The sequence below is a fragment of the Devosia beringensis genome (assembly GCF_014926585.1).
GTDB lineage: Bacteria > Pseudomonadota > Alphaproteobacteria > Rhizobiales > Devosiaceae > Devosia > Devosia beringensis.
The window spans coordinates 2,393,138-2,416,386 of sequence record NZ_CP045422.1; the positions used below are offsets into that span (position 1 = coordinate 2,393,138).

29 protein-coding genes and 1 other RNA gene are annotated in these 23,249 nt (G+C 65.0%); 21 read left to right on the forward strand and 9 right to left on the reverse strand.

The features are described from left to right. Positions 1-2: 2 nt before the first annotated feature. The 4 genes from GDR53_RS11725 to GDR53_RS11740 form a co-directional block, all read right to left on the reverse strand. On the reverse strand, positions 3-293 hold the full coding sequence (locus GDR53_RS11725) for a type II toxin-antitoxin system RelE/ParE family toxin (protein ID WP_193334674.1): 291 nt from the start codon (positions 291-293) through the stop codon (positions 3-5). Further along, positions 290-592, reverse strand: coding sequence for a type II toxin-antitoxin system RelB/DinJ family antitoxin (locus GDR53_RS11730; RefSeq protein WP_193334675.1), 303 nt, complete (start codon positions 590-592; stop codon positions 290-292). The genes GDR53_RS11725 and GDR53_RS11730 overlap by 4 nt, the downstream gene beginning before the upstream one ends. Positions 593-661: 69 nt before the next feature. Then, positions 662-1,864, reverse strand: a complete 1,203-nt coding sequence (locus GDR53_RS11735; RefSeq protein WP_193334676.1) for a phosphoglycerate kinase — start codon at positions 1,862-1,864, stop codon at positions 662-664. A gap of 86 nt (positions 1,865-1,950) precedes the next feature. Then, entirely contained in the window at positions 1,951-2,241 is a 291-nt protein-coding gene (locus GDR53_RS11740; RefSeq protein ID WP_193334677.1) for a hypothetical protein, read from the reverse strand. A 181-nt stretch (positions 2,242-2,422) separates the two neighbouring features. Between GDR53_RS11740 and GDR53_RS11745 the strand changes: the two genes are divergently transcribed. Further along, complete coding sequence (locus GDR53_RS11745) at positions 2,423-3,487, forward strand: MerR family transcriptional regulator (RefSeq protein ID WP_193334678.1); 1,065 nt, start codon at positions 2,423-2,425, stop codon at positions 3,485-3,487. Here the strand turns inward: GDR53_RS11745 and GDR53_RS11750 are convergent. The 3 genes from GDR53_RS11750 to tkt form a co-directional block, all read right to left on the reverse strand. Next, the gene (locus GDR53_RS11750) at positions 3,457-3,996 is read right to left on the reverse strand and encodes a putative glycolipid-binding domain-containing protein (RefSeq protein ID WP_193334679.1); all 540 of its coding nucleotides are present in this window, start codon (positions 3,994-3,996) and stop codon (positions 3,457-3,459) included. The genes GDR53_RS11745 and GDR53_RS11750 overlap by 31 nt on opposite strands. A gap of 120 nt (positions 3,997-4,116) precedes the next feature. Continuing rightward, positions 4,117-5,124 carry a type I glyceraldehyde-3-phosphate dehydrogenase gene (gene gap / locus GDR53_RS11755; protein WP_193334680.1) on the reverse strand — a complete coding sequence of 336 codons (1,008 nt, stop codon included), beginning with the start codon at positions 5,122-5,124 and terminating at the stop codon, positions 4,117-4,119. A gap of 48 nt (positions 5,125-5,172) precedes the next feature. Next, positions 5,173-7,146, reverse strand: a complete 1,974-nt coding sequence (tkt, locus tag GDR53_RS11760; RefSeq protein WP_193334681.1) for a transketolase — start codon at positions 7,144-7,146, stop codon at positions 5,173-5,175. A gap of 205 nt (positions 7,147-7,351) precedes the next feature. Between tkt and GDR53_RS11765 the strand changes: the two genes are divergently transcribed. The 5 genes from GDR53_RS11765 to GDR53_RS11785 all read left to right on the forward strand — a co-directional run bounded on the left by GDR53_RS11765 (position 7,352) and on the right by GDR53_RS11785 (position 9,724). Further along, positions 7,352-7,639 carry a DUF4164 family protein gene (locus GDR53_RS11765; protein ID WP_193334682.1) on the forward strand — a complete coding sequence of 96 codons (288 nt, stop codon included), beginning with the start codon at positions 7,352-7,354 and terminating at the stop codon, positions 7,637-7,639. A 4-nt stretch (positions 7,640-7,643) separates the two neighbouring features. Continuing rightward, positions 7,644-8,021: a cell division protein ZapA gene (locus GDR53_RS11770; protein WP_193334683.1), complete on the forward strand. Its 378-nt coding sequence runs from the start codon at positions 7,644-7,646 to the stop codon at positions 8,019-8,021. A 115-nt stretch (positions 8,022-8,136) separates the two neighbouring features. Then, positions 8,137-8,293, forward strand: a non-coding RNA gene (ssrS, locus tag GDR53_RS11775) — 6S RNA. Positions 8,294-8,321: 28 nt separating this feature from the next. Beyond that, entirely contained in the window at positions 8,322-8,909 is a 588-nt protein-coding gene (locus GDR53_RS11780; protein ID WP_193334684.1) for a 5-formyltetrahydrofolate cyclo-ligase, read from the forward strand. Then, entirely contained in the window at positions 8,906-9,724 is an 819-nt protein-coding gene (locus tag GDR53_RS11785; protein ID WP_193334685.1) for a TIGR00282 family metallophosphoesterase, read from the forward strand. The genes GDR53_RS11780 and GDR53_RS11785 overlap by 4 nt, the downstream gene beginning before the upstream one ends. Here GDR53_RS11785 and GDR53_RS11790 read toward each other — a convergent pair. After that, the gene (locus GDR53_RS11790) at positions 9,721-10,047 is read right to left on the reverse strand and encodes a nuclear transport factor 2 family protein (protein WP_193334686.1); all 327 of its coding nucleotides are present in this window, start codon (positions 10,045-10,047) and stop codon (positions 9,721-9,723) included. The two genes, GDR53_RS11785 and GDR53_RS11790, sit on opposite strands and share 4 nt — an antisense overlap. Before the next feature lie 52 nt (positions 10,048-10,099). On the opposite strand from GDR53_RS11790, the gene GDR53_RS11795 reads away from it, so the two are divergent. After that, entirely contained in the window at positions 10,100-10,504 is a 405-nt protein-coding gene (locus GDR53_RS11795) for a winged helix-turn-helix transcriptional regulator (protein ID WP_232846814.1), read from the forward strand. 78 nt (positions 10,505-10,582) lie between these two features. Beyond that, entirely contained in the window at positions 10,583-11,329 is a 747-nt protein-coding gene (locus GDR53_RS11800; protein WP_193334688.1) for a YebC/PmpR family DNA-binding transcriptional regulator, read from the forward strand. 55 nt (positions 11,330-11,384) lie between these two features. Here the strand turns inward: GDR53_RS11800 and GDR53_RS11805 are convergent, their stop codons facing one another. Next, positions 11,385-12,167 carry a GGDEF domain-containing protein gene (locus GDR53_RS11805; protein ID WP_193334689.1) on the reverse strand — a complete coding sequence of 261 codons (783 nt, stop codon included), beginning with the start codon at positions 12,165-12,167 and terminating at the stop codon, positions 11,385-11,387. A 394-nt stretch (positions 12,168-12,561) separates the two neighbouring features. Here GDR53_RS11805 and ruvC point away from each other — a divergent pair, with 394 nt between their 5' ends. The 13 genes from ruvC to tilS all read left to right on the forward strand — a co-directional run bounded on the left by ruvC (position 12,562) and on the right by tilS (position 23,137). Continuing rightward, positions 12,562-13,068: a crossover junction endodeoxyribonuclease RuvC gene (gene ruvC, locus GDR53_RS11810; protein WP_193334690.1), complete on the forward strand. Its 507-nt coding sequence runs from the start codon at positions 12,562-12,564 to the stop codon at positions 13,066-13,068. Next, positions 13,065-13,682: a Holliday junction branch migration protein RuvA gene (gene ruvA, locus GDR53_RS11815; RefSeq protein WP_193334691.1), complete on the forward strand. Its 618-nt coding sequence runs from the start codon at positions 13,065-13,067 to the stop codon at positions 13,680-13,682. Before ruvC ends, ruvA begins: the two co-directional genes overlap by 4 nt. Before the next feature lie 37 nt (positions 13,683-13,719). Beyond that, positions 13,720-14,043, forward strand: coding sequence for a hypothetical protein (locus tag GDR53_RS11820; RefSeq protein ID WP_193334692.1), 324 nt, complete (start codon positions 13,720-13,722; stop codon positions 14,041-14,043). Positions 14,044-14,133: 90 nt separating this feature from the next. Continuing rightward, on the forward strand, positions 14,134-15,117 hold the full coding sequence (ruvB, locus tag GDR53_RS11825) for a Holliday junction branch migration DNA helicase RuvB (RefSeq protein ID WP_232846815.1): 984 nt from the start codon (positions 14,134-14,136) through the stop codon (positions 15,115-15,117). Next, positions 15,114-15,632 carry an NUDIX hydrolase gene (locus GDR53_RS11830; protein WP_193334694.1) on the forward strand — a complete coding sequence of 173 codons (519 nt, stop codon included), beginning with the start codon at positions 15,114-15,116 and terminating at the stop codon, positions 15,630-15,632. Before ruvB ends, GDR53_RS11830 begins: the two co-directional genes overlap by 4 nt. Further along, positions 15,629-16,024 carry a tol-pal system-associated acyl-CoA thioesterase gene (gene ybgC / locus GDR53_RS11835; RefSeq protein WP_193334695.1) on the forward strand — a complete coding sequence of 132 codons (396 nt, stop codon included), beginning with the start codon at positions 15,629-15,631 and terminating at the stop codon, positions 16,022-16,024. The genes GDR53_RS11830 and ybgC overlap by 4 nt, the downstream gene beginning before the upstream one ends. 234 nt (positions 16,025-16,258) lie before the next feature. Further along, entirely contained in the window at positions 16,259-16,960 is a 702-nt protein-coding gene (gene tolQ / locus GDR53_RS11840) for a protein TolQ (RefSeq protein WP_232846816.1), read from the forward strand. Between the two features lies 1 nt (position 16,961). After that, entirely contained in the window at positions 16,962-17,405 is a 444-nt protein-coding gene (locus GDR53_RS11845; protein WP_193334696.1) for an ExbD/TolR family protein, read from the forward strand. A gap of 4 nt (positions 17,406-17,409) precedes the next feature. Beyond that, complete coding sequence (locus GDR53_RS19685; RefSeq protein ID WP_210321323.1) at positions 17,410-18,522, forward strand: hypothetical protein; 1,113 nt, start codon at positions 17,410-17,412, stop codon at positions 18,520-18,522. Positions 18,523-18,598: 76 nt separating this feature from the next. Then, on the forward strand, positions 18,599-19,909 hold the full coding sequence (tolB, locus tag GDR53_RS11855; RefSeq protein ID WP_193334697.1) for a Tol-Pal system beta propeller repeat protein TolB: 1,311 nt from the start codon (positions 18,599-18,601) through the stop codon (positions 19,907-19,909). A 289-nt stretch (positions 19,910-20,198) separates the two neighbouring features. Next, complete coding sequence (gene pal / locus GDR53_RS11860) at positions 20,199-20,648, forward strand: peptidoglycan-associated lipoprotein Pal (protein ID WP_232846817.1); 450 nt, start codon at positions 20,199-20,201, stop codon at positions 20,646-20,648. A 177-nt stretch (positions 20,649-20,825) separates the two neighbouring features. Beyond that, the gene (locus GDR53_RS11865; RefSeq protein WP_193334699.1) at positions 20,826-21,878 is read left to right on the forward strand and encodes a tetratricopeptide repeat protein; all 1,053 of its coding nucleotides are present in this window, start codon (positions 20,826-20,828) and stop codon (positions 21,876-21,878) included. After that, positions 21,863-23,137, forward strand: a complete 1,275-nt coding sequence (tilS, locus tag GDR53_RS11870; RefSeq protein WP_193334700.1) for a tRNA lysidine(34) synthetase TilS — start codon at positions 21,863-21,865, stop codon at positions 23,135-23,137. Before GDR53_RS11865 ends, tilS begins: the two co-directional genes overlap by 16 nt. The last annotated feature ends 112 nt before the right edge of the window (positions 23,138-23,249 follow it).

Below are 23,249 nucleotides of genomic sequence, written 5' to 3' on the forward strand. Positions count from 1 at the left end.
GGCTATGCGCCGTCGTCTTCCGGCCAGGTGCGCGCGGTGTGGATGACCCTGATAATCGAGACCAGTCCGGGCTCGACGCGATAGACCAGCACATAGCTGCTTCCCGCGATCGTCAGTTCACGCGTTCCCGGCACGCGACCCGCGCGACCCAGATAGGGCAAACCGGTCAGCTGGGCCGCCCGATCCCGAAAGCGTTCATCGAGACGAAGTGCGGCGTCGGGATTATCTGCCTCGACATAGACGTAGATGACCTCGCGATCCCGCCGCGCGGCATTCGTCCAGCGTAGCTTCATTCCCTGTCGAGGGCGCGACGTGTGGCAGCGCGTTTTTCGGCGAAGTAGGCTTCAACTTCCTCGGACGAGTATCCCGGGCGTGGATCGTCCAGCGCTTCTTGCACCTTGGCGCGGAACCAGCGGTCATATTCCGCAGGATCGGTGGTGAGGTTGAAGGGCAAGGCGCCCTCGTTTGCCACTTTGGTCAGAAGTATGCGCACCGCGTCGGAGACGGAGAGGCCCATCAAGGCGAGTACCTCGCTGGCGCGCTCCTTGATTTCGGGATCGATACGGGTCTGAATCAACGCATTGGCAGCCATGGCGACCTCCGGGGATGCACAGCAATGTAATGCGTTTGCAGTACAAAATCCAGTTAAGCCTAGCGCAGACTACTTCTTGAGCGCATCAACCCCCGGCAGGGGCTTGCCTTCCATCCATTCAAGGAAGGCGCCGCCGGCGGTCGAGACATAGGTGAAGTCGTCCTTGACCCCGGCATGGGCGAGGGCCGAGACCGTGTCGCCGCCACCGGCGACCGAGATCAGCTTGCCGTCATGGGTGCGCTTGGCGACGTGCTTGGCGATGGCGACGGTGCCGGCATCGAAGGGGTTCATCTCGAAGGCGCCCATCGGGCCGTTCCAGACCACGGTGTTGGCGTCGTCGATGGCGCCCAGAATGCGCTCGATCGAGGACGGGCCGATGTCGAGCATCATGGCGTCATTGTCCATGGCATCGACGCCATAGAGGCGCGTGGGCGTATCGGCCTTGAAGTGCCAGGCCATGACCGCGTCGATGGGCAGGATAATGGCGCAGCCGCTGTCGATCGCCTTGTCCATGATGCGCAGGGCGGTCTCGGCGAGGTCCTTTTCGCAGAGCGACTTGCCGACGCCATAGCCCTGGGCGTGGAGGAAGGTATTAGCCATGCCGCCGCCGATGACGAGGCCATCGACCTTCGTGACGAGGTTTTCCAGCAGGTCGATCTTGGAGGAGACCTTGGCGCCGCCGACAATGGCGACCACGGGCTTTTTGGGCTTGCCGAGGCCGGCTTCGAGCGCTTCGAGCTCGGCCTGCATGCCCAGGCCCGCAGCGGCCGGCAGCAGATGGGCCAGAGCGGCGGTCGAGGCATGGGCGCGATGGGCGGCCGAGAAGGCGTCGTTGACATACACGTCGCCGAGGCTCGCCATGCGCTGGGCCAGTTCGGCGTCATTGGCCTCTTCGCCGGGATGGAAACGGGTATTTTCCATGATCAGCACGGAGCCGGCTGGGGCTTCGTCGATGGCCTTCTTGGCGGCGCTGACATCGGTCCAGTCGGTGGCGACAAAGCCGACCGGGTGGCCGGTGGCGTCGGCGACGGCGGCACAGACCTGCTCGAGCGAGAATTCGGGGTCGACCTTGCCCTTGGGGCGGCCGAAATGGCTGAGCAGGATGGCCTTGCCGTCATGCTTGACGATTTCGCGAATGGTGGGCACCAGCCGCTCGATACGGGTGGCGTCGCTGACCTCGCCATCGTGCATGGGGACGTTGAGATCGGCCCGCAGCAGCACGCGCTTGTTGGTGAGATCAAGCTCATCAAGGGTTTTGAACGTCGCGCTCATGGTCGGGCCTCCGGAACAGATATCATCGGTGGCGTAGCAGAGCGCTGGCGGAGGGGGAAGGCAAGTCGCGCAAAATTCTGTTGCGCTCAGGCGGGCAGCAGCATGGTGCGCAGGCCATGCCCGGCAAAGAACAGCGGCAGGCCAAGCAGGGTAACGCAGATCAATTGTCCCAGGTCATCGACCAGCACATGGCGGGCAAAGCCGTCGCTGGGCCAGGCGGCAAGGCCGACGCGGCGGCGGATCAGGCGATCACGGAACAGCACATAGAGCGCGGTGAGGGCGGGCGGGACCACGAGGACAGCGGGCTGCCCGATGCCGCCGATTACCAGGGAGGCGATGGGCAGACTGGCGAAGATGCGCGGCATGATGTGGAACATGGTTTGTGCCCCTGCAACCTGACTGCTGCAGAGGCTAGGCTAGTTTGATGACTCGGCAGTGACAAGGCAAACGGCATAACCATGGCGTGAACGGGACCGGGGCGGTCGTGACAACAGGGCTTGACCCGGCCCTTGGGGCCGGCTCGATAAGCAGGGCGCTGCATCAAGCCAGAGGTCAATCGTGCGCTCTCAACTTGTCTATCTCAAGCCGACCGACGCGGCCCGCCAGCTCGGCGTTTCCAGCAAGGCGCTGCGCCTTTACGAAGCGCGGGGCCTGGTGACGCCCGGCCGCACGGCCGCGGGCTGGCGCAGCTACGGACCCGACGACATGGCACGCGCCGCCGAGATCGTCGCGTTGCGGGCCTTCGGCCTCAGCCTGGCGGAAATTGGCAGGGTGCTGGCGGGAAATGCCCACGATCTGGCGCCAGCGCTGGCGCGGCATCAGCAGGGGCTGGAAACCCGCATCCGCGACATGGCGGGCGCGGTCGACCGCGTGCGCGCCCTGCGCAGCGCGCTGAGCGCGGGCATGGTGCCGACATCGGATGATCTGGCGCGGCTGTTGGGGCCGGTGACCGCAGCCAGCGTGGCGTTCGATCTGCCATGGCCCTGGGGTGGTGAACGCTTCGAACTGCGCGAGCAGCGGCGGATCACCTATATTGTGGGGCCACTGGGCAGCGGCAAGACGCGACTGGCGCGGATGCTTGCCGAGACGATCGACGGCGCGGTCTTTGTCGATCTCGACCGGCGGGCTAAGGACGGGGCAACAGCAGAGGCGCGGCTTGAGGCGGATGGCATCCTGCAAAGCCAGGTTGCGGCGGCGCTCGATTGGCTGGACGGTGATGGCGCGACGCGCTCGCCGGCTTTGACCGCCCTGCTCGTGGCACTGGCGGGCAGCAATGCCAGCACGGTCGTGGTCGACATGGTCGAGCAGGGGCTCGATCATGCGACGCAGGAAGCCGTGATCGCCTATCTGCGGCGCGGCTGGCCGGACATGCCGGCGCTCTTCCTGATGACGCGCTCCAGTGCCATTCTTGATCTGGCGGCGGTGGGGCCGGATGAGGCGATCATCTTCTGCCCGGCCAATCACAGCCCGCCAAGCCTCGTCGCGCCTTATCCCGGCTCGCCCGGTTACGAGGCGCTGGCCAGCTGCCTTGCAACGCCCGAGGTGCGGGCGCGAACCGCCGGCGTCGTGGCGCTGCGACCGGTACGGGCTGATCAGGCCTCGCGGGTGAAGAGGCCGGGATAATCGAGCACCAGGCCATCGCCGTCGACGGTGATGATGCGCTCGAAAGACCCGTCAGCCGACTGGTAGCGGAAGCGGGTCTCGTCGAGGCGGGTGTAGATCTGCTCGTCGCGCCGTACGGTCATGGCGTCGGCGTCGATCCAGCTCGTGGCAAAGCGTTGCGGCTGGTTGATGACCCAGTCGCAGCGCCAGAGCGGCAGGGAATTGGTCAGGGGCGAGACGGAGAGATCGATGTCGATGCAGCCACGCAGAGCGGGCAGCGGGTCGGCGCGATCATCGCTCCAATTGCCGGCGCCGTCGCTGAACAGCTCGAGCACCGCGCCATCGGTGCGCTCCAGCCGGACGGTGCGGACCTGGCCGGCCTCGTCGAGCTTGAGCCGATAGAACAGGCCGAAGGTGGGGGTGATGATGGCGCTGCGGATGCGGGTGTCGCGGGCGGTGGCGGTGACGTGGCAATGCTCGAGCTTGTCGGGGTCAAAGCCGCGCCAGCGGACGGATCGATCAAGGCTCATGGCAGTCCCGCACAAGTGGAGTGGGTCGATATTGGTCAAAGCCGGGCGGGCTGGCAATCGGGCGCCAACAAAAAGGGCGCCCCGATGGGACGCCCTTGATGGAGTGCTGTCAGGCGACGCCTAGAGCGTCTTGCCCATGGCGACAGCGGTGTCGGCCATGCGGTTGGAGAAGCCCCATTCATTGTCGTACCAGGCCAGGATGGAGGCGAAATTGCCACCCATCACCTTGGTCTGGTCGAAGGCCAGGGTGGAGGAATGGCTGTCGTGGTTGAAGTCGATCGAGACGTTGGGCTGGGTGGTGAAGCCCAGAATGCCCTTGAGCTCGCCTTCGGCATATTTCTGGACGGCCTGGTTGATCTCGTCGGCCGTCACGTCGCGGCTGGTGAGGAACTTGAAGTCGACGCAGGAGACATTGGGTGTAGGAACCCGGATGGAGACACCGTCCAGCTTGCCCTTGAGCTCGGGCAGCACCAGGCCAATGGCCTTGGCGGCGCCGGTCGAGGTCGGGATTTGGCTGAGCGCGGCAGCGCGGCCGCGATAGAGATCCTTGTGCATGGTATCGAGCGTGGGCTGGTCACCGGTATAGGAGTGGATGGTGGTCATCATGCCGCGCTCGATGCCGAATTCCTTGTGCAGGACATAGGCAACGGGGGCGAGGCAATTGGTGGTGCAGGAGGCGTTGGAGACCACGATGTGGTCAGCGGTGAGCTGCTTGTCGTTGATGCCGAAGACCACGGTCAGGTCGGCGCCATCGCCGGGTGCCGAAATCAGCACCTTCTTGGCGCCGGCCTTGAGATGGGCGCTGGCCTTTTCCTTGGAGGTGAAGATGCCGGTGCATTCGAGCGCGATGTCGACCTTCATGGCGGCATGCGGCAGCTCGGCCGGGTCGCGTACCGCGGTCACCTTGATGGGGCCACGGCCCACGTCAATGGTGTCGCCGTCGACGGTGACGGTGCCGTTATAGCGACCATGCACGCTGTCGAAGCGGAACAGATGCGCATTGGTTTCGACCGGGCCGAGATCGTTGATCGCCACGACTTCGATGTCGGTGCGGCCGGATTCCATGATCGCACGGAGGACGTTGCGGCCGATGCGGCCAAAACCATTGATGGCGACGCGAATTGCCATGGGGAGACGCTCCTTGGGAGGGGTTCGGAGAAGGGAGGCTGCGCTCTCTTACAACTGTGCCGTGACGGCTTCAACAATGGCTTTAGGCGTAATGCCAAAGAACTCATAGAGCTCGTCAATCGGGCCGGAAGCGCCAAAGCCGGTCATGCCGACAAAGCGGCCCTTGTCGCCGAGCAGCTTGTTCCAGCTCATCTCGGTGCCGGCCTCGATGGCGACACGGGCCTTGGCCTTGCCGATGATCTCGGTGCGATAGGCGTCGGACTGCTTGGCGAAGAGTTCCATGGATGGGACCGAGACCACGCGGGCGGAAATGCCCTTTTCCTCGAGCAGCTTCTTGCCGTCGAGCGCGATGGCGACTTCCGAGCCGGTGGCAAAGATCACCGCCTGGGCGTCGAGATCGCCGGCCAGGGTATAGGCGCCGCGGGCCGACTTGTTTTCGGCAGTATATTGGGTGCGCACGGTGGGCAGGTTCTGGCGTGAGAGGGCCAGGATGGAGGGGGCGCTATCGCTTTCAAGCGCCAGCTGCCAGCATTCGGCGGTTTCCACCGCGTCGGCCGGGCGGAAGACCAGCAGGTTGGGAATGGCGCGCAGGGCGCTGAGGTGCTCCACCGGCTGGTGGGTCGGGCCGTCTTCGCCCAGGCCGATCGAGTCATGGGTCATGACATAGATGACGCGCTGGCCCATCAGGGCCGAGAGGCGGATGGCCGGACGGGCATAGTCGGTAAAGCACATGAAGGTGCCGCCATAGGGGATCAGGCCGCCATGCAAAGCGATGCCGTTCATGGCGGCGGCCATAACGTGCTCGCGGATGCCGTACATCATGTAGCGGCCGGCATAATTGTCGGCCTGGAAGGGCAGGGTTTCCTTGGTGTTGGTCAGGTTCGAGCCGGTCAGATCGGCCGAGCCGCCCTGGGTCTCGGGCACGACGGCATTGATGATCTCGAGCGCCATCTGGCCCGACTTGCGGGTCGCGACCTTGGGCTGGTCGACGGTCAGCTGCTTTATATAGTCGGCCATGGCATTGGCAAAGCCGGCAGGCAGTTCGCCGGCCATGCGGCGCTCAAACTCGCTCTTGTGGGCAGAGGCGCCCAGACGCGAGGTCCATTCGCCACGGATGTTCTGGGCGCGCATGCCGGCAGCGCGCCAGGCCGACAGCGTGTCGGCGGGAATTTCAAAGGCGGGATAGGTGATGCCGAGCGCCGCCTTGGCGCCGGCCAGTTCTTCGGCGCCGAGCGGGGAGCCATGTACCTTGTTGGTGCCGGCCTTCTTGGGCGCGCCGAAGCCGATCGTGGTCTTGGCGGCGATCAGGGTGGGCTTGTCGGCGGCCTTGGCGGCGAGCAGGGCCTTTTCGATGGCGTCCTGGTCGTGGCCGTCGATTTCGATGGTGTGCCAACCCGAGGCCTTGAAGCGCGCGATCTGGTCGGTGCTGTCGGCATTGGACACGGCGCCGTCAATGGTGATCGAATTGTTGTCCCAGATCACCGTCAGCTTGTGCAGCTTGAGGTGGCCGGCCAGGGCAATGGCCTCCTGGGAAATGCCTTCCATCAGGCAGCCGTCGCCGGCCAGGCACCAAGTGTGGTGATCAACGAGGTCGGCGCCGAACTCGGCGGCCAGCTTGGCCTCGGCCACGGCCATGCCGACGGCATTGCCGACGCCCTGGCCGAGCGGGCCGGTCGTGGTCTCGATGCCCTGGGCGAAATGATATTCGGGGTGGCCGGCGGTCTTGGAGTTGAGCTGGCGGAAATTCTTGATCTGGTCGATCGTCATGTCCTCGTAGCCGAGGAGGTAGAGCGATGCGTAGAGCAGCATCGAGCCGTGGCCGGCCGAGAGGACGAAGCGATCGCGGTCAGCCCATTTGCTGTCAGCGGGGTCAAACTTCATCACCTTGGTGAACAGCACCGTGGCGATGTCGGCACAGCCCATGGGCAGGCCAGGGTGGCCGGAATTGGCTTTTTCAACCGCGTCCATCGACAGGGAGCGGATTGCATTGGCCAGATCGTTCTGCTGGGCTGTATTGGTCATCGGGCTTGCACTTTCCTCGGGACTGAAATCTGGGGAGAAGATGGTCCAAACGCCTCCTCCCAAAGGCGGTTTGAGGCATAACAGGTTGGGATTGCCTGTCAATGACAAGGCATGGCCGAGATGGCGGCGCGCCAGTTGCATTGCGGCGAGCGCTGGGGCAGGCTGGCCGCGGCGGAATCGCCGCGCGTTGAGGACCGTAGCAGCAATGAGTGACACGGAACTTCAAGATGATCTGACCGCTGCCAATGCGCAGTTCGATCGGGCGCTGGCGCGGCTCAACCAGTCGGTGCAGGATCTGGGCACCCGAATGCGCCAGCACAACCGCATGGAGGTCGATACCCAGCGGCTGGTGCATGAGCGGGCGCGGCTGGCCACCGAGCTGGACAAGGCCGCGGCGCGCGCCAAGCGGCTCGATGACAGCGCCCATGAGGTATCGCGACGCCTGGTCGATGCGATGGAGACGGTCCGCTCTGTGCTGGCCAAGGCGGAGTAGCGGCATGCCCGAAGTCAATGTCGAGATCAATGGCCGCAAATACCGCATGGCCTGCGAAGAGGGCCAGCAGCAGCACCTGATCGGCCTGGCGCAGCGCTTCGACACCCATGTCGAGCAGCTCAAGGGCGCGGTGGGCGAAATCGGCGACAACCGGCTGACGGTCATGGCCGGCATAGCGGTGGTCGATGAGCTGGCCGAGGCCGAGCGCAAGATCAAGGCTCTTGAAGAAGACGTCCTGGTGCTGACCCGCGCCGGCCAGGAAGTGGCCGCCGAGATCGAGGCGCTGGAAATCCGCTTTGCGCAGAAGCTCGGCGCGGCCGCCCGCACGATCGAGGGCATGGCCACCATTCTGGACGATACCGCGCCGGTGCCGCAGGGCTAGGGAGGGCGCCCCGCAAGCAAAGCGGCTGGAGGGCCCGCCGTCAGGGCGTTGGCATCACTGATTGGTGGGAAGCCCGCGATGGGGCTTTGCAGCGGCCGATCAAGCGCCTATATCTTGGCGGCTGCCCGGTGCGTGAGGATACCAATATCCCCGGGGCCTTATCGATCTTAAGGGAGCTGTCCCTGACCGGACCCGTGGGTTCGGACATACGGCGCCCACCTACGTAAAGTAGGTTCCGGGATCGCTTATCCCACGGCCAGGGTGGCACCTAATTTCTGAGAGCAGGCTACAGCGCGGCGCATGGTGGACGAGACAATCGAAGACGCCAAGGCCGGTTTGCGGCGCCAGGCCCATGCCGCGCGCGCCGCGCTTTCCCCTGTCGAGCGCGCCGAGGCCGCCGACCGCGTGGCGGAGCACTTTTTTGCCGGCAATGTCCTCCAGCCAGGCCAGGTAGTGGCCGCCTATTGGCGCATTCGCGACGAGCTCGACTGCCAACCCATCCTGCTGCGGCTGATGGAGGGCAACCAGACCGTGGTGCTGCCCGTCGTGCTCGGTCCCGACCAGCCGCTGGAGATGCGGATCTGGGAACAGGGCACGGCGCTCTACGAGGCCGGTTTTGGCACGCTGGCGCCGTCGGAGCTGGCGCCGCTGGCCGAGCCGGACGTGGTGCTGATGCCGCTGCTGGGCTTTGACAGCCAGGGCACCAGACTGGGCTATGGCGGCGGCTATTATGATCGGACCCTGGCGCAGATGACCAAATCCCCCACCCTGATCGGCCTGGCCTTTGCCGCCCAGGAACTCGACGCCATTCCGCGTGAAGACCATGACGTGCCGCTCGACGCGGTGATCACCGAGGCCGGTCTGCGCCATTTCGGCGCCAGCGCATGAGGCTACTGTTTCTGGGCGATGTGATGGGCCGTTCGGGCCGGGATGCGGTCAATGATCGGCTGCCCGGGCTGATCGAGCAGTACAAATTCGATTTCGTCGTGGTCAATGGCGAGAATGCCAGCCATGGCAAGGGCCTGACCGAGCCGCATTTCAACGCCATCCGCCATGCCGGGGCCGATGTGGTGACGCTGGGCGACCATGCCTTCGACCAGCGCGAGACGATTTCCTATATCGAGCGCGAAAACACGCTGATCCGGCCGATCAATATGCCGCCCGGCACGCCCGGGCGCGGCGCCATGCTGGTCACCGGCCGCAACGGGCACAGCGTACTGGTGGTCAATGCGCTGGGGCGCGTCTTCATGGGCCCGGCCGATGATCCGTTCCGCGCCGTGGAAGCGGCGGTGGCTGCCTGTCCGCTGGGCGAACAGGCCGATGCCATCGTGGTGGATTTCCACACCGAGGCGACCTCGGAAATCCAGGCCATGGGGCATTTCCTCGATGGCAAGGTGAGCCTCGTCGTCGGCACCCATACCCATATCCCCACGGCCGACCATCGCGTGTTGCGCGGCGGCACGGCGCTGATGGCGGATGCCGGCATGTGCGGGGATTTCGATTCCGTCATCGGTACCGATACCGAAGAGCCGCTCAACCGGTTTCTCACCGGCATTCCCAATGGGCGGTTCTCACCGTCCGAGGGCGAAGCCACGCTGTGCGGGGTGGCCATCGAGACCGATCCGCGCAGCGGGCTTTCCCGCCGGGCCATGCCGCTGCGCATTGGCGGCAGCCTGGCCCAGGCCATGCCGGATTTCGGCTAGCCGATCGAGAGGCTGGCGATGCGGTCGCCGCCGAGGGTGAAGCGATAGGTCAGGTTTGCCGGGCTGCCGGGAAAATTGCCTGACACCCTGCCGGTGACGACCTCTGTGTCGCCCTCGATCTTGGCGTCGATCACCTCGACGGTCACCCGATATTTTGCCGTCGTATGCTCCAGCCAAGCGCGAATGGCAGTGGGACCGGTATGGGTCTCGCCCTCGTCACGCACGCGCGCATCCGGCGCGAACGGCGCGAGCATGGCATCAATGTCGTGGCGGTTGGCGGCGGCGAAGTAGTCGGCAAGCGGGGCGGGCAGGATCTGGGACATGGTGGGTCTCCATCTGTTGGCGGGTGCCAGAGATAGGGGTACACTGCACCGCATCACAAGAACCGACGAAAAAGTAAGGTACCTACTTTTGAGTAAGTCCATTCATCCCATTCCCGGCTCGGCGGCGGACAGGGTGGAACAGGCGCTGCAGTTTCTCGAGGGCCGCTGGAAGCTGGTCATCCTGTTCCGCCTGTTCGGCGGGAAGGTGCAGCGCTTTTCCGAGCTGGAACGGTCGATCCCGGCGATTTCGCAGAAGATGCTGATCCAGCAGTTGCGGCAGATGGAGAGCGACGGCATCGTCCGGCGCATCGTGCACCATCAGGTGCCGCCCAAGGTGGAATATTGCCTGACCGACTGGGGGCAGGCGCTGTGTCCGGCGCTCGATGCGCTACTGAGCTGGGCCGAGACCAGGCCCGTAGTGGAATCCGGCAGCCCTGAAGTTGTCGAGGTCTCTTGAGTAGCGGCGCTCTTTATTTTTGCAGATCATCCCCCTATAAGCGGGCAAAATTCGTCAGAAGCATCCGCGAGGGATCGAATGGCCGGCCATTCACACGCCAAAAACATCATGCACCGCAAGGGCAAGTCGGACGCCGTGCGTTCGAAGGTCTTTTCCAAGCTGGCCCGCGAAATCACCGTGGCGGCCAAGATGGGCATGCCCGATCCGGCCTTCAATTCGCGGCTGCGCCTGGCCGTGGTCAATGCCCGTTCGCAGTCCATGCCCAAGGACAATATCGACCGCGCCATCAAGAAGGCGATCGGCTCGGACGGCGAGAATTTCGAAGAGATCCGCTATGAGGGCTATGGCCCGGGTGGCGTCGCCATCATCGTCGAGACGCTGACCGACAACCGCAACCGCACCGCCTCCAATGTGCGCTCGTACTTTTCCAAGTGCGGCGGCGCCATGGGCGAAACCAATTCGGTCGGCTTCATGTTCGACAAGGTGGGCGAGATCGTCTACCCGGCCAAGGCCGGCAGCGAAGATGCCATCATGGAAGCGGCCATCGAGGCCGGCGCCGATGATGTCGAGAGCAGCGAAGACGGTCACTATGTGACCACGACCTTCGAGGCCATGGTCGACGTTGCGGCCGCGCTGGAAAAGGCGCTGGGCGAAGCAGAATCGGTCAAGGCCGTGTGGAAGCCGCAGACCAATGCCCCTATCGACGCCGACAAGGGCGCTACGCTGATGCGGCTGATCGCCATGCTGGAAGAAGACGATGACGTGCAGAACGTCTATTCGAACTTCGAGATGAGCGATGAGGATATGGCCAAGCTCGACGCGTAATTCAGTGCGCTGATGGCCGGGTTATCGAGGGCGGTGCTGCTGGCGCCGCCCTTTTTCATGCCGACTGCTGCAGTTCCGGTTCGGCCAGGTCGGCGACGCTGACCACGGCAGAGCGGTTGCGGCCGGCGCGCTTGGCCTCGTAGAGACGCTGGTCGGCAATGCGGAACAGTTCGGCAAATTCGCGCTCGCCCTCGAACACGGCGCCGCCAATGCTGACCGAGAGCAGATGACGCTGGCCGTCCGGGGCAAAGTTGGCAAGGCGCACGGAGCGGCGGATACGCTCGGCAATGGCGTCGGCCTGGTAATGGTCGAGGTCGGGCAGGTAGACGGCGAATTCCTCGCCGCCCATGCGCCCCACCAGATCGCCCGAGCGCAGCACGGCACGGATCGAGCGGGCGATGATGGCCAGGGCATCGTCGCCGCAATCATGGCCGAACAGATCGTTGATGGCCTTGAAGTTGTCGGCGTCGATCATCAGCAGGGCACTGGTCGTATCGGGCCGGCGCTGGCTCAGCAGGCCGCTGACGCGACCGGTGAAGGCGCCGCGATTGAGGCAGGAGGTCAGGCTGTCGGTGCGCGCGACCAGACCCAGGCGGATATTGCTGAGCGCCAGGCCACGCACGCGCATGCCCAGAAACAGGAAGAGCGGCATCCCCACGATGGCCGGAATCACCAAGGCGCTGAGCACCGACCGCTCCAGGGCGCGGCCGCCCAGATCGCCGAACAGCGCCAGATTGACCACCAGCGAGACCACGATGCAGAACAGCGTGCCGATCAGGGTCCAGCGCCCGACGCTGGACCAGCTCTGCAGGGCAGTCAAAGATTTGGGGCGCAACATGGACAAACTCCGGCCGACAAGGGCGCTGCCGTGCAGCGCCGGAACAAGGCGATCAACAACGAGGAATGGTGCGTCCCCTGCTTTATTGAGTTGGTCGTCGGTGGGCCAGTTGCGTCGCGAGCGCCGAAACGGCGCTCGGCCAACCGCAGGCGTAACCCGGCGCCCGCAGCTTTCGTTCCCTCATCCCGATATCCGCCGCGCTGACCGGCGCATATGGTTAACCGGACGATCCCAAAGTCGGAATCACTCCCCGCATCAACGCTAGGGCTGCCCGTTGAAGAATGCCTTGCCAAGATCATCGCAATTGTTCGTATCGGGGGGTTTCTCGCGAAACTGTTTCCGCTTTGTTCACATTGGACTTGGTAGGATCGTTGCTGGCGATTAAGGATGATCCATGAACCTGGCGACACGAATCATCGGCATTGATCCCGGCCTGCGCCGCTGCGGCTGGGGGGTCATCGAAACCCTGGGCAACCGGCTGACCTTTATTGGCGCCGGCACGGTGACGCCGCCGGTCGATGGCGGGCTCGCCGAACGGCTGGCCGTGCTGTTTGCCGGGCTCGGCGAGGTGCTGGACCGCTTCGCGCCCGAAGAGGCGGCGGTGGAAGAGACCTTCGTCAATGCCGGGGTGCGCTCGGCGCTGATCCTGGGCCAGGCGCGCGGCGTGGCGCTGCTGACGCCGGCATCACGCGGCCTGCCGGTGGCCGAATATGCGGCCAATCTGGTCAAGAAGTCCGTCGTGGGCACAGGCCATGCCGGCAAGGGACAAGTGGAACTGATGGTGCGCACGCTGATGCCGACAGCCGACTTCAAGGGGCCCGATGCGGCCGATGCGCTGGCCATTGCCATCTGCCACGCGCATCACCGGGTGGCGCAGCAGCGGTTGAGGGCCATGGCATGATCGGCAAGCTCAAGGGCATGATCGACAGTTTTGGCGATGACCATGTGCTGATCGACTGCGGTGGCGTGTGTTATGAAGCGTTCTGCTCGAGCCGGACCCTGCAGGCGCTGCCGCGGGTGGGCGAGGCCGGGGTGCTGTTCATCGAAACCATTGTCCGCGAGGACATGATCCGGCTCTATGGCTTTGCCACTGAAACGGAAAAGGCCTCGTTCATCCTGCTCTCGACCGTGCAGGGCGTGGGCGCGCGGGTGGCCCTGTCGATCCTGTCGGTGCTGTCACCGTCCGAGCTGTCGAGTGCCATTGCACTGCAGGACAAGGCCATGATCGGCCGCGCCAATGGCGTGGGCCCCAAGCTGGCTGTGCGCCTGGTGACCGAGCTCAAGGGCAAGGTGCCGACCGGCGTCGGTATCGATGCCGGCACGCTGGGGCTGCAGGCCGCCCTGGGCGAGGGCGTGGCGCCCGGCGCCATTGCCGATGCGGTCTCGGCGCTGACCAATCTGGGCTATTCCAGCGCCCAGGCCTCGGCGGCTTTGGCGCGCATCGTCGCCCGCGAGGGCGATGGCGTGCCGACCGAGAAGCTGATCCGGCTGGGCTTGCGGGAGTTGAGCAGCTAGGCTTGCTCCATTTACAGCTGCAACACGGATTTCCCAGATGTCTCTGCCGAGCAAAAAGCAACTGCCGTGCCTGTTTATGGCGAGCCTGATGATCGCGGCCAGCGTGCCCGGTGTGGCGCTCGCCGATCAGAATGAGGTTGTCGGTGTAGCCATCTATTTCGAGGAGGCCGATGGCTCGACCAAGCCCTTCCTGTTTCACGACCTCAACAATCCCCTGCCGCGCTGGTCCTGCGAGGCGCGGCTCGATTATCTCACCAAGATGTTCTACCGCATGAGCCGGTCCAATCCCGACCTCAAGGGCAAGAAGGCGGTGCGCTCGGATTGCGCTCGGGTCGAGGGGTTCGATTTTGGCAGCCAATGACATGAATACAGCCCGATCCAGAATGGACCTGCTCGCGTGACCTCTCTTACCTCCCCCATTGCCGGACGCGACGGCGACGTCGATGTTGCCATGCGACCGTCGGGCTTTGCCGAATTTGTCGGGCAGGCCGATGCGCGGGCCAATCTCGAAGTCTTCATTGCCGCGGCCAAGCAGCGCCAGGCGGCGCTGGACCATGTACTGTTTGTCGGCCCGCCCGGCCTCGGTAAAACCACGCTGGCGCAGATCATTTCGCGCGAGCTGGGCGTGGGCTTTCGCGCCACCTCCGGTCCGGTCATCGCCAAGGCGGGCGACCTCGCCGCGCTGCTGACCAATCTCGAAGATCGCGACGTGCTGTTCATCGATGAGATCCACCGTCTCAGCCCGGCCATCGAGGAAATCCTCTATCCGGCCATGGAGGATTACCAGCTCGATCTGATCATCGGCGAAGGGCCGGCGGCCCGCTCGGTGCGGATCGATCTGGCCAAGTTCACCCTGGTGGGCGCCACGACGCGCGCCGGGCTGCTCACCACGCCGCTGCGTGATCGCTTCGGCATTCCGGTGCGGCTCAATTTCTACACGCCCGAAGAGCTGGTGCAGATCGTCACCCGCGGCGCGCGGCTGCTGGGCATGCCGATGGCGCCCGACGGGGCCATGGAAATTGCCCGGCGCTCGCGCGGCACGCCGCGCATTGCCGGGCGCCTGCTGCGAAGGGTCACCGATTTTGCCCTGGTCGAAGGCTCGGGCCAGATCACCCGCGCCATTGCCGACAAGGCACTGCTGCGGCTCGATGTGGATGCGCGCGGGCTCGACCAGCTCGACCGGCGCTATCTGGGTACCATTGCCGATTTCTATGATGGCGGCCCGGTTGGCATCGAAACCATTGCCGCTGCCTTGAGCGAGCCGCGCGACGCCATCGAGGAGATCGTCGAGCCCTATCTGCTGCAGCAGGGCTTCATCCAGCGCACGCCGCGCGGCCGCATGCTGACCGGCGCGGCCTTCCAGCACCTGGGCAAGAGCGTGCCGCAGGGCTTTGTCGGCCTGCAGGCGAGCCTGTTCGAAGAGCCCGAGGCATGAACGACGCGCGCATCATGCTGAGCTTTCCGGTGGGGGGTACACGCTTCAACTATCGGGTGGCCGGCGTTGCCATTGTTGATGGGCATGTGCTGGTCTGCCGAGAGGATGACGACGACTATTGCATGCTGCCGGGCGGTCGCGTCGAGATGGGCGAGCCCAGCGGGCTTAGCCTCGTGCGCGAAATCGCCGAGGAAATGGACATGGTCGGCACGGTCGGGCCGATGCTCTTCACCTCGGAAAGCTTTTACGGCCGGGTCGGCGAGCGTTTTCACGAACTGGGCTTCATCTATGCCCTGCAATTGCCCGCCCATCTGCGGCCGGGCGGGACACAGCCTTTCCTGGTGCGCGAGGATGAGGGGCATTTGCTGCAGTTTTCCTGGCTACCGCTGGAGGGCGCGGCGCTGACCGAGGCGCGGTTGCTTCCCCCCTGGCTGCCAGAACGGCTGCGTCGCCTGTTGGGCCAGCCCGAGCATGTTGTGTTTGTGGAAGGGCAGGGGGAACTGACCCAGTCATGACCCATCATTTTCCCGTCCGCATCTATTACGAAGACACCGATTTTTCCGGCAATGTCTATCACGCGGCCTATCTGAAATTCTTCGAGCGCGGCCGGACCGAGTTTTTGCGCGATCTGGGCGTGCACCATGCCGAACTGGCGGCCCAGGGCCTGGCCTTCGCCGTCCGCTCGATGACCATCGAGTTCGAGGGCGCGGCCCATATCGATGACCTGCTGACGGTCACTACAGGTGTGGTCAAGGTCTCGGGCGCCCGGCTGGTGCTGGAGCAGACCATTGGCCGTGGCGAGACCGTGCTGACCCGGGCGGCGGTGGTGGTAGCGGCGATCAAGACGACGGGCGGACCCGCGCGGCTGCCGGCCGCGCTGCGCGATCTGCTGACGGGACAAGGCTGACGGCACGAGCCACCAAGTCATGGAGATCACGACTTGGTGGCTCGTGCTTTGGGAATCGCTTTGTTAACCATTCCTTGACCATAATTGCGGCAAAGCGAACATGTGTCCGGTTCGGGGTCCGCAACGCTCCGGTTTCCGGGCATTTCTCTTAATTTTGACAGATTTAGACCCCATCGCCTTCCGGCTGAGGGTCGGTGCGTGAACCAGGCCAAGAAGGATCACTACATGGAAGCCATGGACGCTGTGGGCGCCGTCGTGCCGCACACCGATTTTTCCATCTGGGGCCTGTTCTGGGCCGCTGACTGGATCGTCAAGTCCGTGATGCTGGGTCTGCTGGGCGCCTCGGTCTGGTGCTGGGCGATCATCATCGACAAGACCATCGTCTATCGCCGTACCAATGCCGAGATGAACCGCTTTGAGCGCACCTTCTGGTCGGGGCAGTCGCTCGAAGAGCTCTACCAGATGCAGTCGGAAAAGCCGTCCGGCGGCATGGGCGCGGTCTTTGTCGCCGCCATGAAGGAGTGGAAGCGCAGCCATGAGCAGAATGCCGCGAGCTTTCTGGGCATGCAGCAGCGCCTCGACAAGGTGCTCGACGTCGCCATTTCGCGCGAGAGCGACAATCTCGAAAAGCGGCTGGGCTTTCTGGCCACCATCGGCTCGGCCGGCCCGTTCATCGGCCTGTTCGGCACGGTCTGGGGCATCATGAACGCCTTTACCGCCATTGCCGCCTCGTCCAATACCAGCCTGGCCGTGGTGGCCGGCCCGATCGCCGAGGCGCTGTTTGCTACCGCCATTGGCCTCGTCGCGGCTATTCCGGCGGTTATCGCCTACAACAAGCTGAGCTCGGACGCCTCCAAGATGGTGGGGCGCCTTGAAGGCTTTGCCGACGAATTCTCGACCATTCTGAGCCGCCAGCTCGAAGCGCGGAGCCACTAATATGGGCATGGGCGTAGCAGGCGGCGGTGGCGGCGGACGCGGCCGGCGCGGTCGCAAGAAGGCGATCATCAGCGAGATCAACATCACACCCATGGTGGACGTGATGCTGGTGCTGCTGATCATCTTCATGGTGGCGGCGCCGATGATGACCGCTGGCGTGCCGATCGATCTGCCGCAGTCGGCGGCTGGCGATATGGCCAACCAGGCCGACCCGGTGACCGTCGCGGTCACGCCCGATGGCGTGATCTATGTCAACGAGGACGTGGTCGCCGAACCCGAATTGACCAGCACCCTTGCTGCAATGGGCGTCGATGGCGCCGAAGACCGCATTTTCCTGCGCGGCGACACGACGGCCGACTATGGCTCGGTGATGCGCGTCATGGGACTCCTCTCGGCTGCCGGCTACACCAAGATCGGTTTGATCACCGAGCGGAACCCGGGCTAGTCCAGTGCGCATTGGCGTAACCGCATCGATTCTTGCTCACATCGTGGTGCTGACCATTGGTCTGATCAACCTGGGCATGACGCAGCCGTTGACGCCGGTGGTGGAGTCGATCTCGGTCGATCTGGTCCCGATCGAGGAATATTCCAATATTCGCGCCGGCCAGCTCGACAGCACGGTCGTCGAGACCGAGACGCCCTCGATCGTTGAAGACGATACGCCCGCCGAGATCGCGCAGCCGACCGGCAATACCGAAGAAGACCAGGTGACCCCGTCGCCGGCCGACATTCCCACGCCGGCCCCGGTGACCAATACGGCGCCGGCGCCCGAGAGCCAGCCCGAGCCAGCCCCGGAACCTGAGCCTGAGCCGGCCCCGGTTCCAGCTACAAGGCCGACCCCGGCACCCGAGCCGGAACCCGTGCCCGTGCCGGAACCGACACCCGAACCCACGCCCGAGCCGACCCCGGCGCCAGAGCCAGAACCGGTCCCCGAGCCCATCCCGACGCCCGTGCCAACCCCGGAGCCCGTTCCCGAACCTGTCCCCGAGCCGGTGACGCCCGCCGTTGCCGCGCCGGCTCCGGTCGCTCGGCCGAGCAATCTGGCGCAATTGCGCGAGCGCTTTGCCGCAGCCGAAGCCGAGCGCAAAAAGCGCGAGGAAGAGGAGCGCCAGCGCGCTGCTGCGGCCGAGCAGGCCGCCCAGGAACAGCCCGAGGCGCAGCTTGATGCCTCGCTGGCCGATGACATTTCTGCCATTATCAACACCGATACTACCACTGGCGGCACGACCGGGGCCGGTGGCACGCCCACGCTGGGCGATACCACGGGCACCTCGGCGCGGCTCAGCCAGTCGGCCATCGATGGCCTCGTGGCCCGTATCAAGACGTGCTGGAACCTGCTGCCGAGCGACATCAATAGCGGGCTCAATGTGGTATTGCTGGTGACGATGAACCCGGACCGGACGGTGGCGAACACGCAGATCGTCCAGGCCGACCCATCGCCGGCCGGCGGCGCCGTGGCCCGGGCGGCCCAGCGCGCCGTGACAGCCTGCGGCCCGTACGACATGCTGTCGGACGACGCCTTCGACAACTGGCGGCAGATCGAAATGGAACTGCGCCCATGAATTTGGATTGGGTGACTGAGAATTGGTATGCTGGGGGCGCAAACTGGCGCACCAGCGGCGACATTGGAGACGATAGATGAACCTGCTTACCCGGCGCCATGCGCTCAAACTCGGCCTGGCCGGTGGCGCGCTGCTGGCAAGCACCTCGCTCACCCTGGCGCAATTGCGTATCGTGGTGGAGGGCGCCAATTTCCAGCCCCTGCCGATCGCCATCCCCGATTTCGCTTCGTCCGACCCGGCCTTTGGCACGGAAATCGCCGAGATCGTGCGCAACAATCTGCGCCGCTCCGGGCTGTTCCTGCCGCTCGACCCGGCGACGCTGCCGGTGCAGGTGGGCGATGTCACTGCCGAGCCCGATTTTGTCACCTGGCGCACCGCCAATGTCGATGCCCTGGTGATGGGCGCGGTTGAGCGCGGCGGTCAGATCTCCTCGTCGGTGCGCGTCTGGGATACCCAGCAGGCGGCCCAGGTGGTCGGCCAGAGCTACAATACCGACGCCAATTCCAGCCGTCGCGTGGCCCATATCATTTCGGACGCCATCTATCAGTCGCTGGCCGGCGGCACGGGCTATTTCGATACCCGCGTCATCTATGTGGCCGAAAGCGGCCCCAAGGCCAACCGCGTGCGTCGCCTGGCCATCATGGATCAGGACGGCGCCAATGTGCAGTACCTGACCGATGGCAGCACCATGGCGCTGACGCCGCGCTTCTCGCCCAATGGCGACATGGTCACCTATATGAACTTTGCCGATGGCAATCCGCAGGTCTATCTGCTGCAACTGTCGACCGGCCAGCAGCAGCGGCTCGCCGATGTCGGCGCCATGACCTTTGCGCCACGCTTTTCGCCCGATGGCGGCACGGTGGCCTTTTCGGTGGAGCAGGGCGGCTCGACCAATATCTATACGACCAGCATCAATGGCGGGTCGCCGCTGCAGCTGACCTCTGGCACGGCGATCGATACCGGTCCGTCCTACTCGCCCGATGGCAGCCGGCTGGTGTTCGAGAGCGATCGCGGCGGCTCGCCGCAGATCTACATGATGGGCGCAGGCGGCGGCACGCCGCAGCGCGTCAGCTTCGGCCAGGGCAGCTATTCCACCCCGGTCTGGGCGCCGACCGGCGATCTCATCGCCTTCACGCGGCAGTCGGGCGGCCAGTTCAATATCGGCATCATGAATGCCGACGGTTCGGGCGAGCGCATGCTCTATACCAGCTTTCATGCCGAGGGCCCGAGCTGGGCGCCCAATGGCCGGGTCATCATGTTCTTCCAGGATCCGGGCGGCAATGACGGCCCCAAGCTGATGAGCGTCGACATCTGGGGCCGCAACCTGCTGACCATCCCCACCGAGAGCTATGCCTCCGACCCGGCCTGGTCCGGCCTGCGGGCTTAATTCGACAGCCAGACCGTGCCCTCGTCAGCCGGGGGTACGGTCGGCATCACCCTTTTGCGCCAAGGGCTTAACCTTAACGGGTATTGCTCGGTCACTGTGGCGCCACGGCATCATCACAGAAAAGCCAGCATTCCCGCCACATTGGCGCCGTGATAGGCAATGATTAACCAAGCCAGCAAACCCGGCCTTAAGATTAAGTGCGGTAAATCCCAACCTTAAGATTATGCCTTTCAGGAGCCTATCCGTGGTCATCACCGCACCTTTCTCCACCGCATTGCGTGCCGCCGCCATGCTGCTTTTCGTCGTGGCGATCGCGGCCTGTTCGCGTACGCCCAACACGCTGCCGACCGGCGTGGGCAATCTCGGGCCTGGCGGCGGTGCTCCCGGCAGCCAGCAGGAATTCCTGGTGTCGGTCGGCGATCGCGTGTTCTTCACCACTGATTCGAGCTCGCTGACCCCCGAGGCCTCCGCCACGCTGGACAAGCAGGCCGCCTGGCTCAACCAGTACCAGAACTACCGCATCATGATCGAAGGCCATGCCGACGAGCGCGGCACGCGCGAATACAATATCGCCCTGGGCGCCCGTCGTTCATCGGTGGTCGTGAACTACCTGGTGTCGCGTGGCGTGGGCCAGCAGCGCATTACCAGCCAGTCCTTCGGCAAGGAACGCCCCGTGGCGATCTGCAACGACATTTCGTGCTGGAGCCAGAACCGCCGCGCGGTCACCGTCGTCCAGTAGACGTTTACGCCAAGCCGGCTTCCCAGGAAGCCACCAGCCGGTGCAAACCGGCAACAGCAGCGCCCGGAGCCAGCAAATTGGCCCGGGCGCTTTGTTTTGACCAAAATTGGCCTTTATTTGCAGGCCAGCAAGGGTTCATGGTTCTTGTGCACAGCGGACCTTCGGAGGCTCAGTATCTTGCAGACAATCATTTCAACCCGGGCAGGCAGAACAGGCCTGCGACTGGCCCTGGCCAGCGTCCTGGCCCTGGGGGTCGCGACTCCCACATTGGTCAATGCCGCGATGTTTTCGACGCCCGCGCCGCTTGGCCGCGTGCTGAGCGATGCTGCGCCCGAGCGCGTGCATGTGGCGCAGGCTGCCGATACGGCCCAGCTGATGGTCCGCCTGCAGCAGCTCGAAGAGCAGAACCGCCTGCTCAATGGCCAGATCGAGGGCCTGACTTTCCAGCTCACGCAGATGCAGGAACTGGTCAACCGCATGGCCGAAGACAATGAATTCCGCTTCCAGGCGCTGGAAGGCGGTGCGAGCCCAAAAACTGATGCGGCAACCCAAGCAGGCGGCGTGACGCAGCCTGAGGCGTTGCCGCAGGACCCGGCCAATACGGCAATGGACCCCGAAGGGGTGCCGATGACCGATATTCCCGAGCAGGGGGTGCAACCGCTCCCCGGCGAGATCGAGTTCGACCCCACCTTCACCGATGGCAGTGCCGCACCGATGGATGATCTGGGCAATTCCGCCGATCCGCTGGTGGGCACCGGCGCGACGGGCGGCGTTGACCTGGTGACCGGCGAGCCGCTCAATCTGGCCTATGACCCGGCGGCCGCCGATACCGGCGATGCCGATGCCGACGCCCAGTTTGCCGCCGGCTTTGAGGCGATCAGCACCGGCGATTATCCGTTTGCCGAGGATCAGTTCACCCAGTTCCTGGCGCTCTATCCGGACAATCCGCAGGCGACCGAAGCCGCCAACCTGCTGGGCGATGCCTTGCTCTACCGGCAGGCCTATAGCCAGGCGGCCGATGTGCTGCTCAATGCCTTCCAGAAGGCGCCGGACAATCCGCGCGCGCCGGACCTGCTGCTCAAGCTGGGCATGGCTTTGTCGGGGGCCGGCGAACGCGAAACCGCCTGCCGGACGCTGGCGGAAGTCGACAAGCGCTTTACCGCGCTGCCGGCCGTGTTCACCACTCGCCTGGCCGAGGAAAAAGCCCGGGCCGCATGCCCCCCCGGCTAGGAACCGACCTGTCGAGCCAGACCGGTCTTGCGGCGCTGTTTGCCCATGTGGCGACAGCGCCGGCCATTGGCCTGGCCGTTTCGGGCGGGGCGGACAGCCTCGCTCTGCTGCTGCTGGCGGCACGCTGGGCCGCCGGCCTGGCGCAGCCACCGCGCCTTGTCGTCTATTCGCTCGATCACGGCTTGCGACCCGAAGCCGGCGCTGAAGTCGCCATGGTGCTCGATGTCGCGCGCTCGCTCGGCGTTACGGCGCGCGGGCTGGTCTGGACCGGGGACAAGAAAGTGACCGGCCTGCAGGAGGCGGCGCGCCAGGCGCGCTACCGGCTGATCGGCGCGGCCATGCGGGACGATGGCGTCGGCGTGCTGCTGACGGCGCATCACCGACAGGACCAGGCCGAGACGGTGCTGATGCGGCTGGCGCATGGCAGCGGGGTCGAAGGCCTCAAGGGCATGGGCGCCATGGCCGAGATCGAGGGCGTGCTGGTGCATCGCCCCCTGCTCGACGTCGACCAGAGCGCTTTGCTGGACATCGTCGCGGCTGCCGGACTGGTGCCGGTGGCCGATCCATCAAATCTCGATCCCCATTACGAGCGCGTCCGCTGGCGTCAGGCCATGCCGGCTTTGGCCGAGCTGGGGCTTGATGCGGCGACGCTGGCGCAGTTTGCCGCCCGGATGGGCGAGGCGGATGCGGCCATTGCGCAGATGGCAGAGGCGGCCTTTGCCGAGATCGTGCGGCTGGATGGTTTCGGCGCGGCGTCTATCGCCCTGGCGACCTTTGCCGGGCTGTCGCCAGCGGTATCCACGCGGGTGCTGGGGCGGGTGCTCAATATCGTGGGTGGGCGGCAGAAGCCGCGGGCCCTGGGGCAGGTGGAGCGGCTGCGGCAGGCGATCTGCGGGCCGGGCCTTGATCGCGCCAGCACCGTGCTGGGTTGCGTCGTCCGGCTCAAGGGCGAGACCATCACCGTGGCGCGCGAGCCGGGACGGGCCCTGCCAGCCGACGCCATCCTGCTGCCGCATGGCGAACTGGTCTGGGACGAGCGCTTTCGCATCATCAATGGTTCTGACGAGGGCGGCCTGACCGCCAGCGTCGCCGACTATCTGCCGCGCCACCGGCTGGAAGCCTTTCTGGGTTTCAAGGTCACCGCGCCGGCCGAGGCCATTCGCACCGCGCCGATCGTGCGCGATGCTACCGGCGGCGTGCTGTCGCTGGGCGGCTGGTCGTTCGACGAGCGCATCAGTGTGCAGTTGCTGATCGACTGAGCCCGGGCCTGCCTTCGCCCCATGGCGCTGGCGCCCTGCCGGTCAGATGATGGGTGATGGGTGATAGACTTGGCGCCCTGGCATGACGTATTAACCCCGTCAGGATATTGTG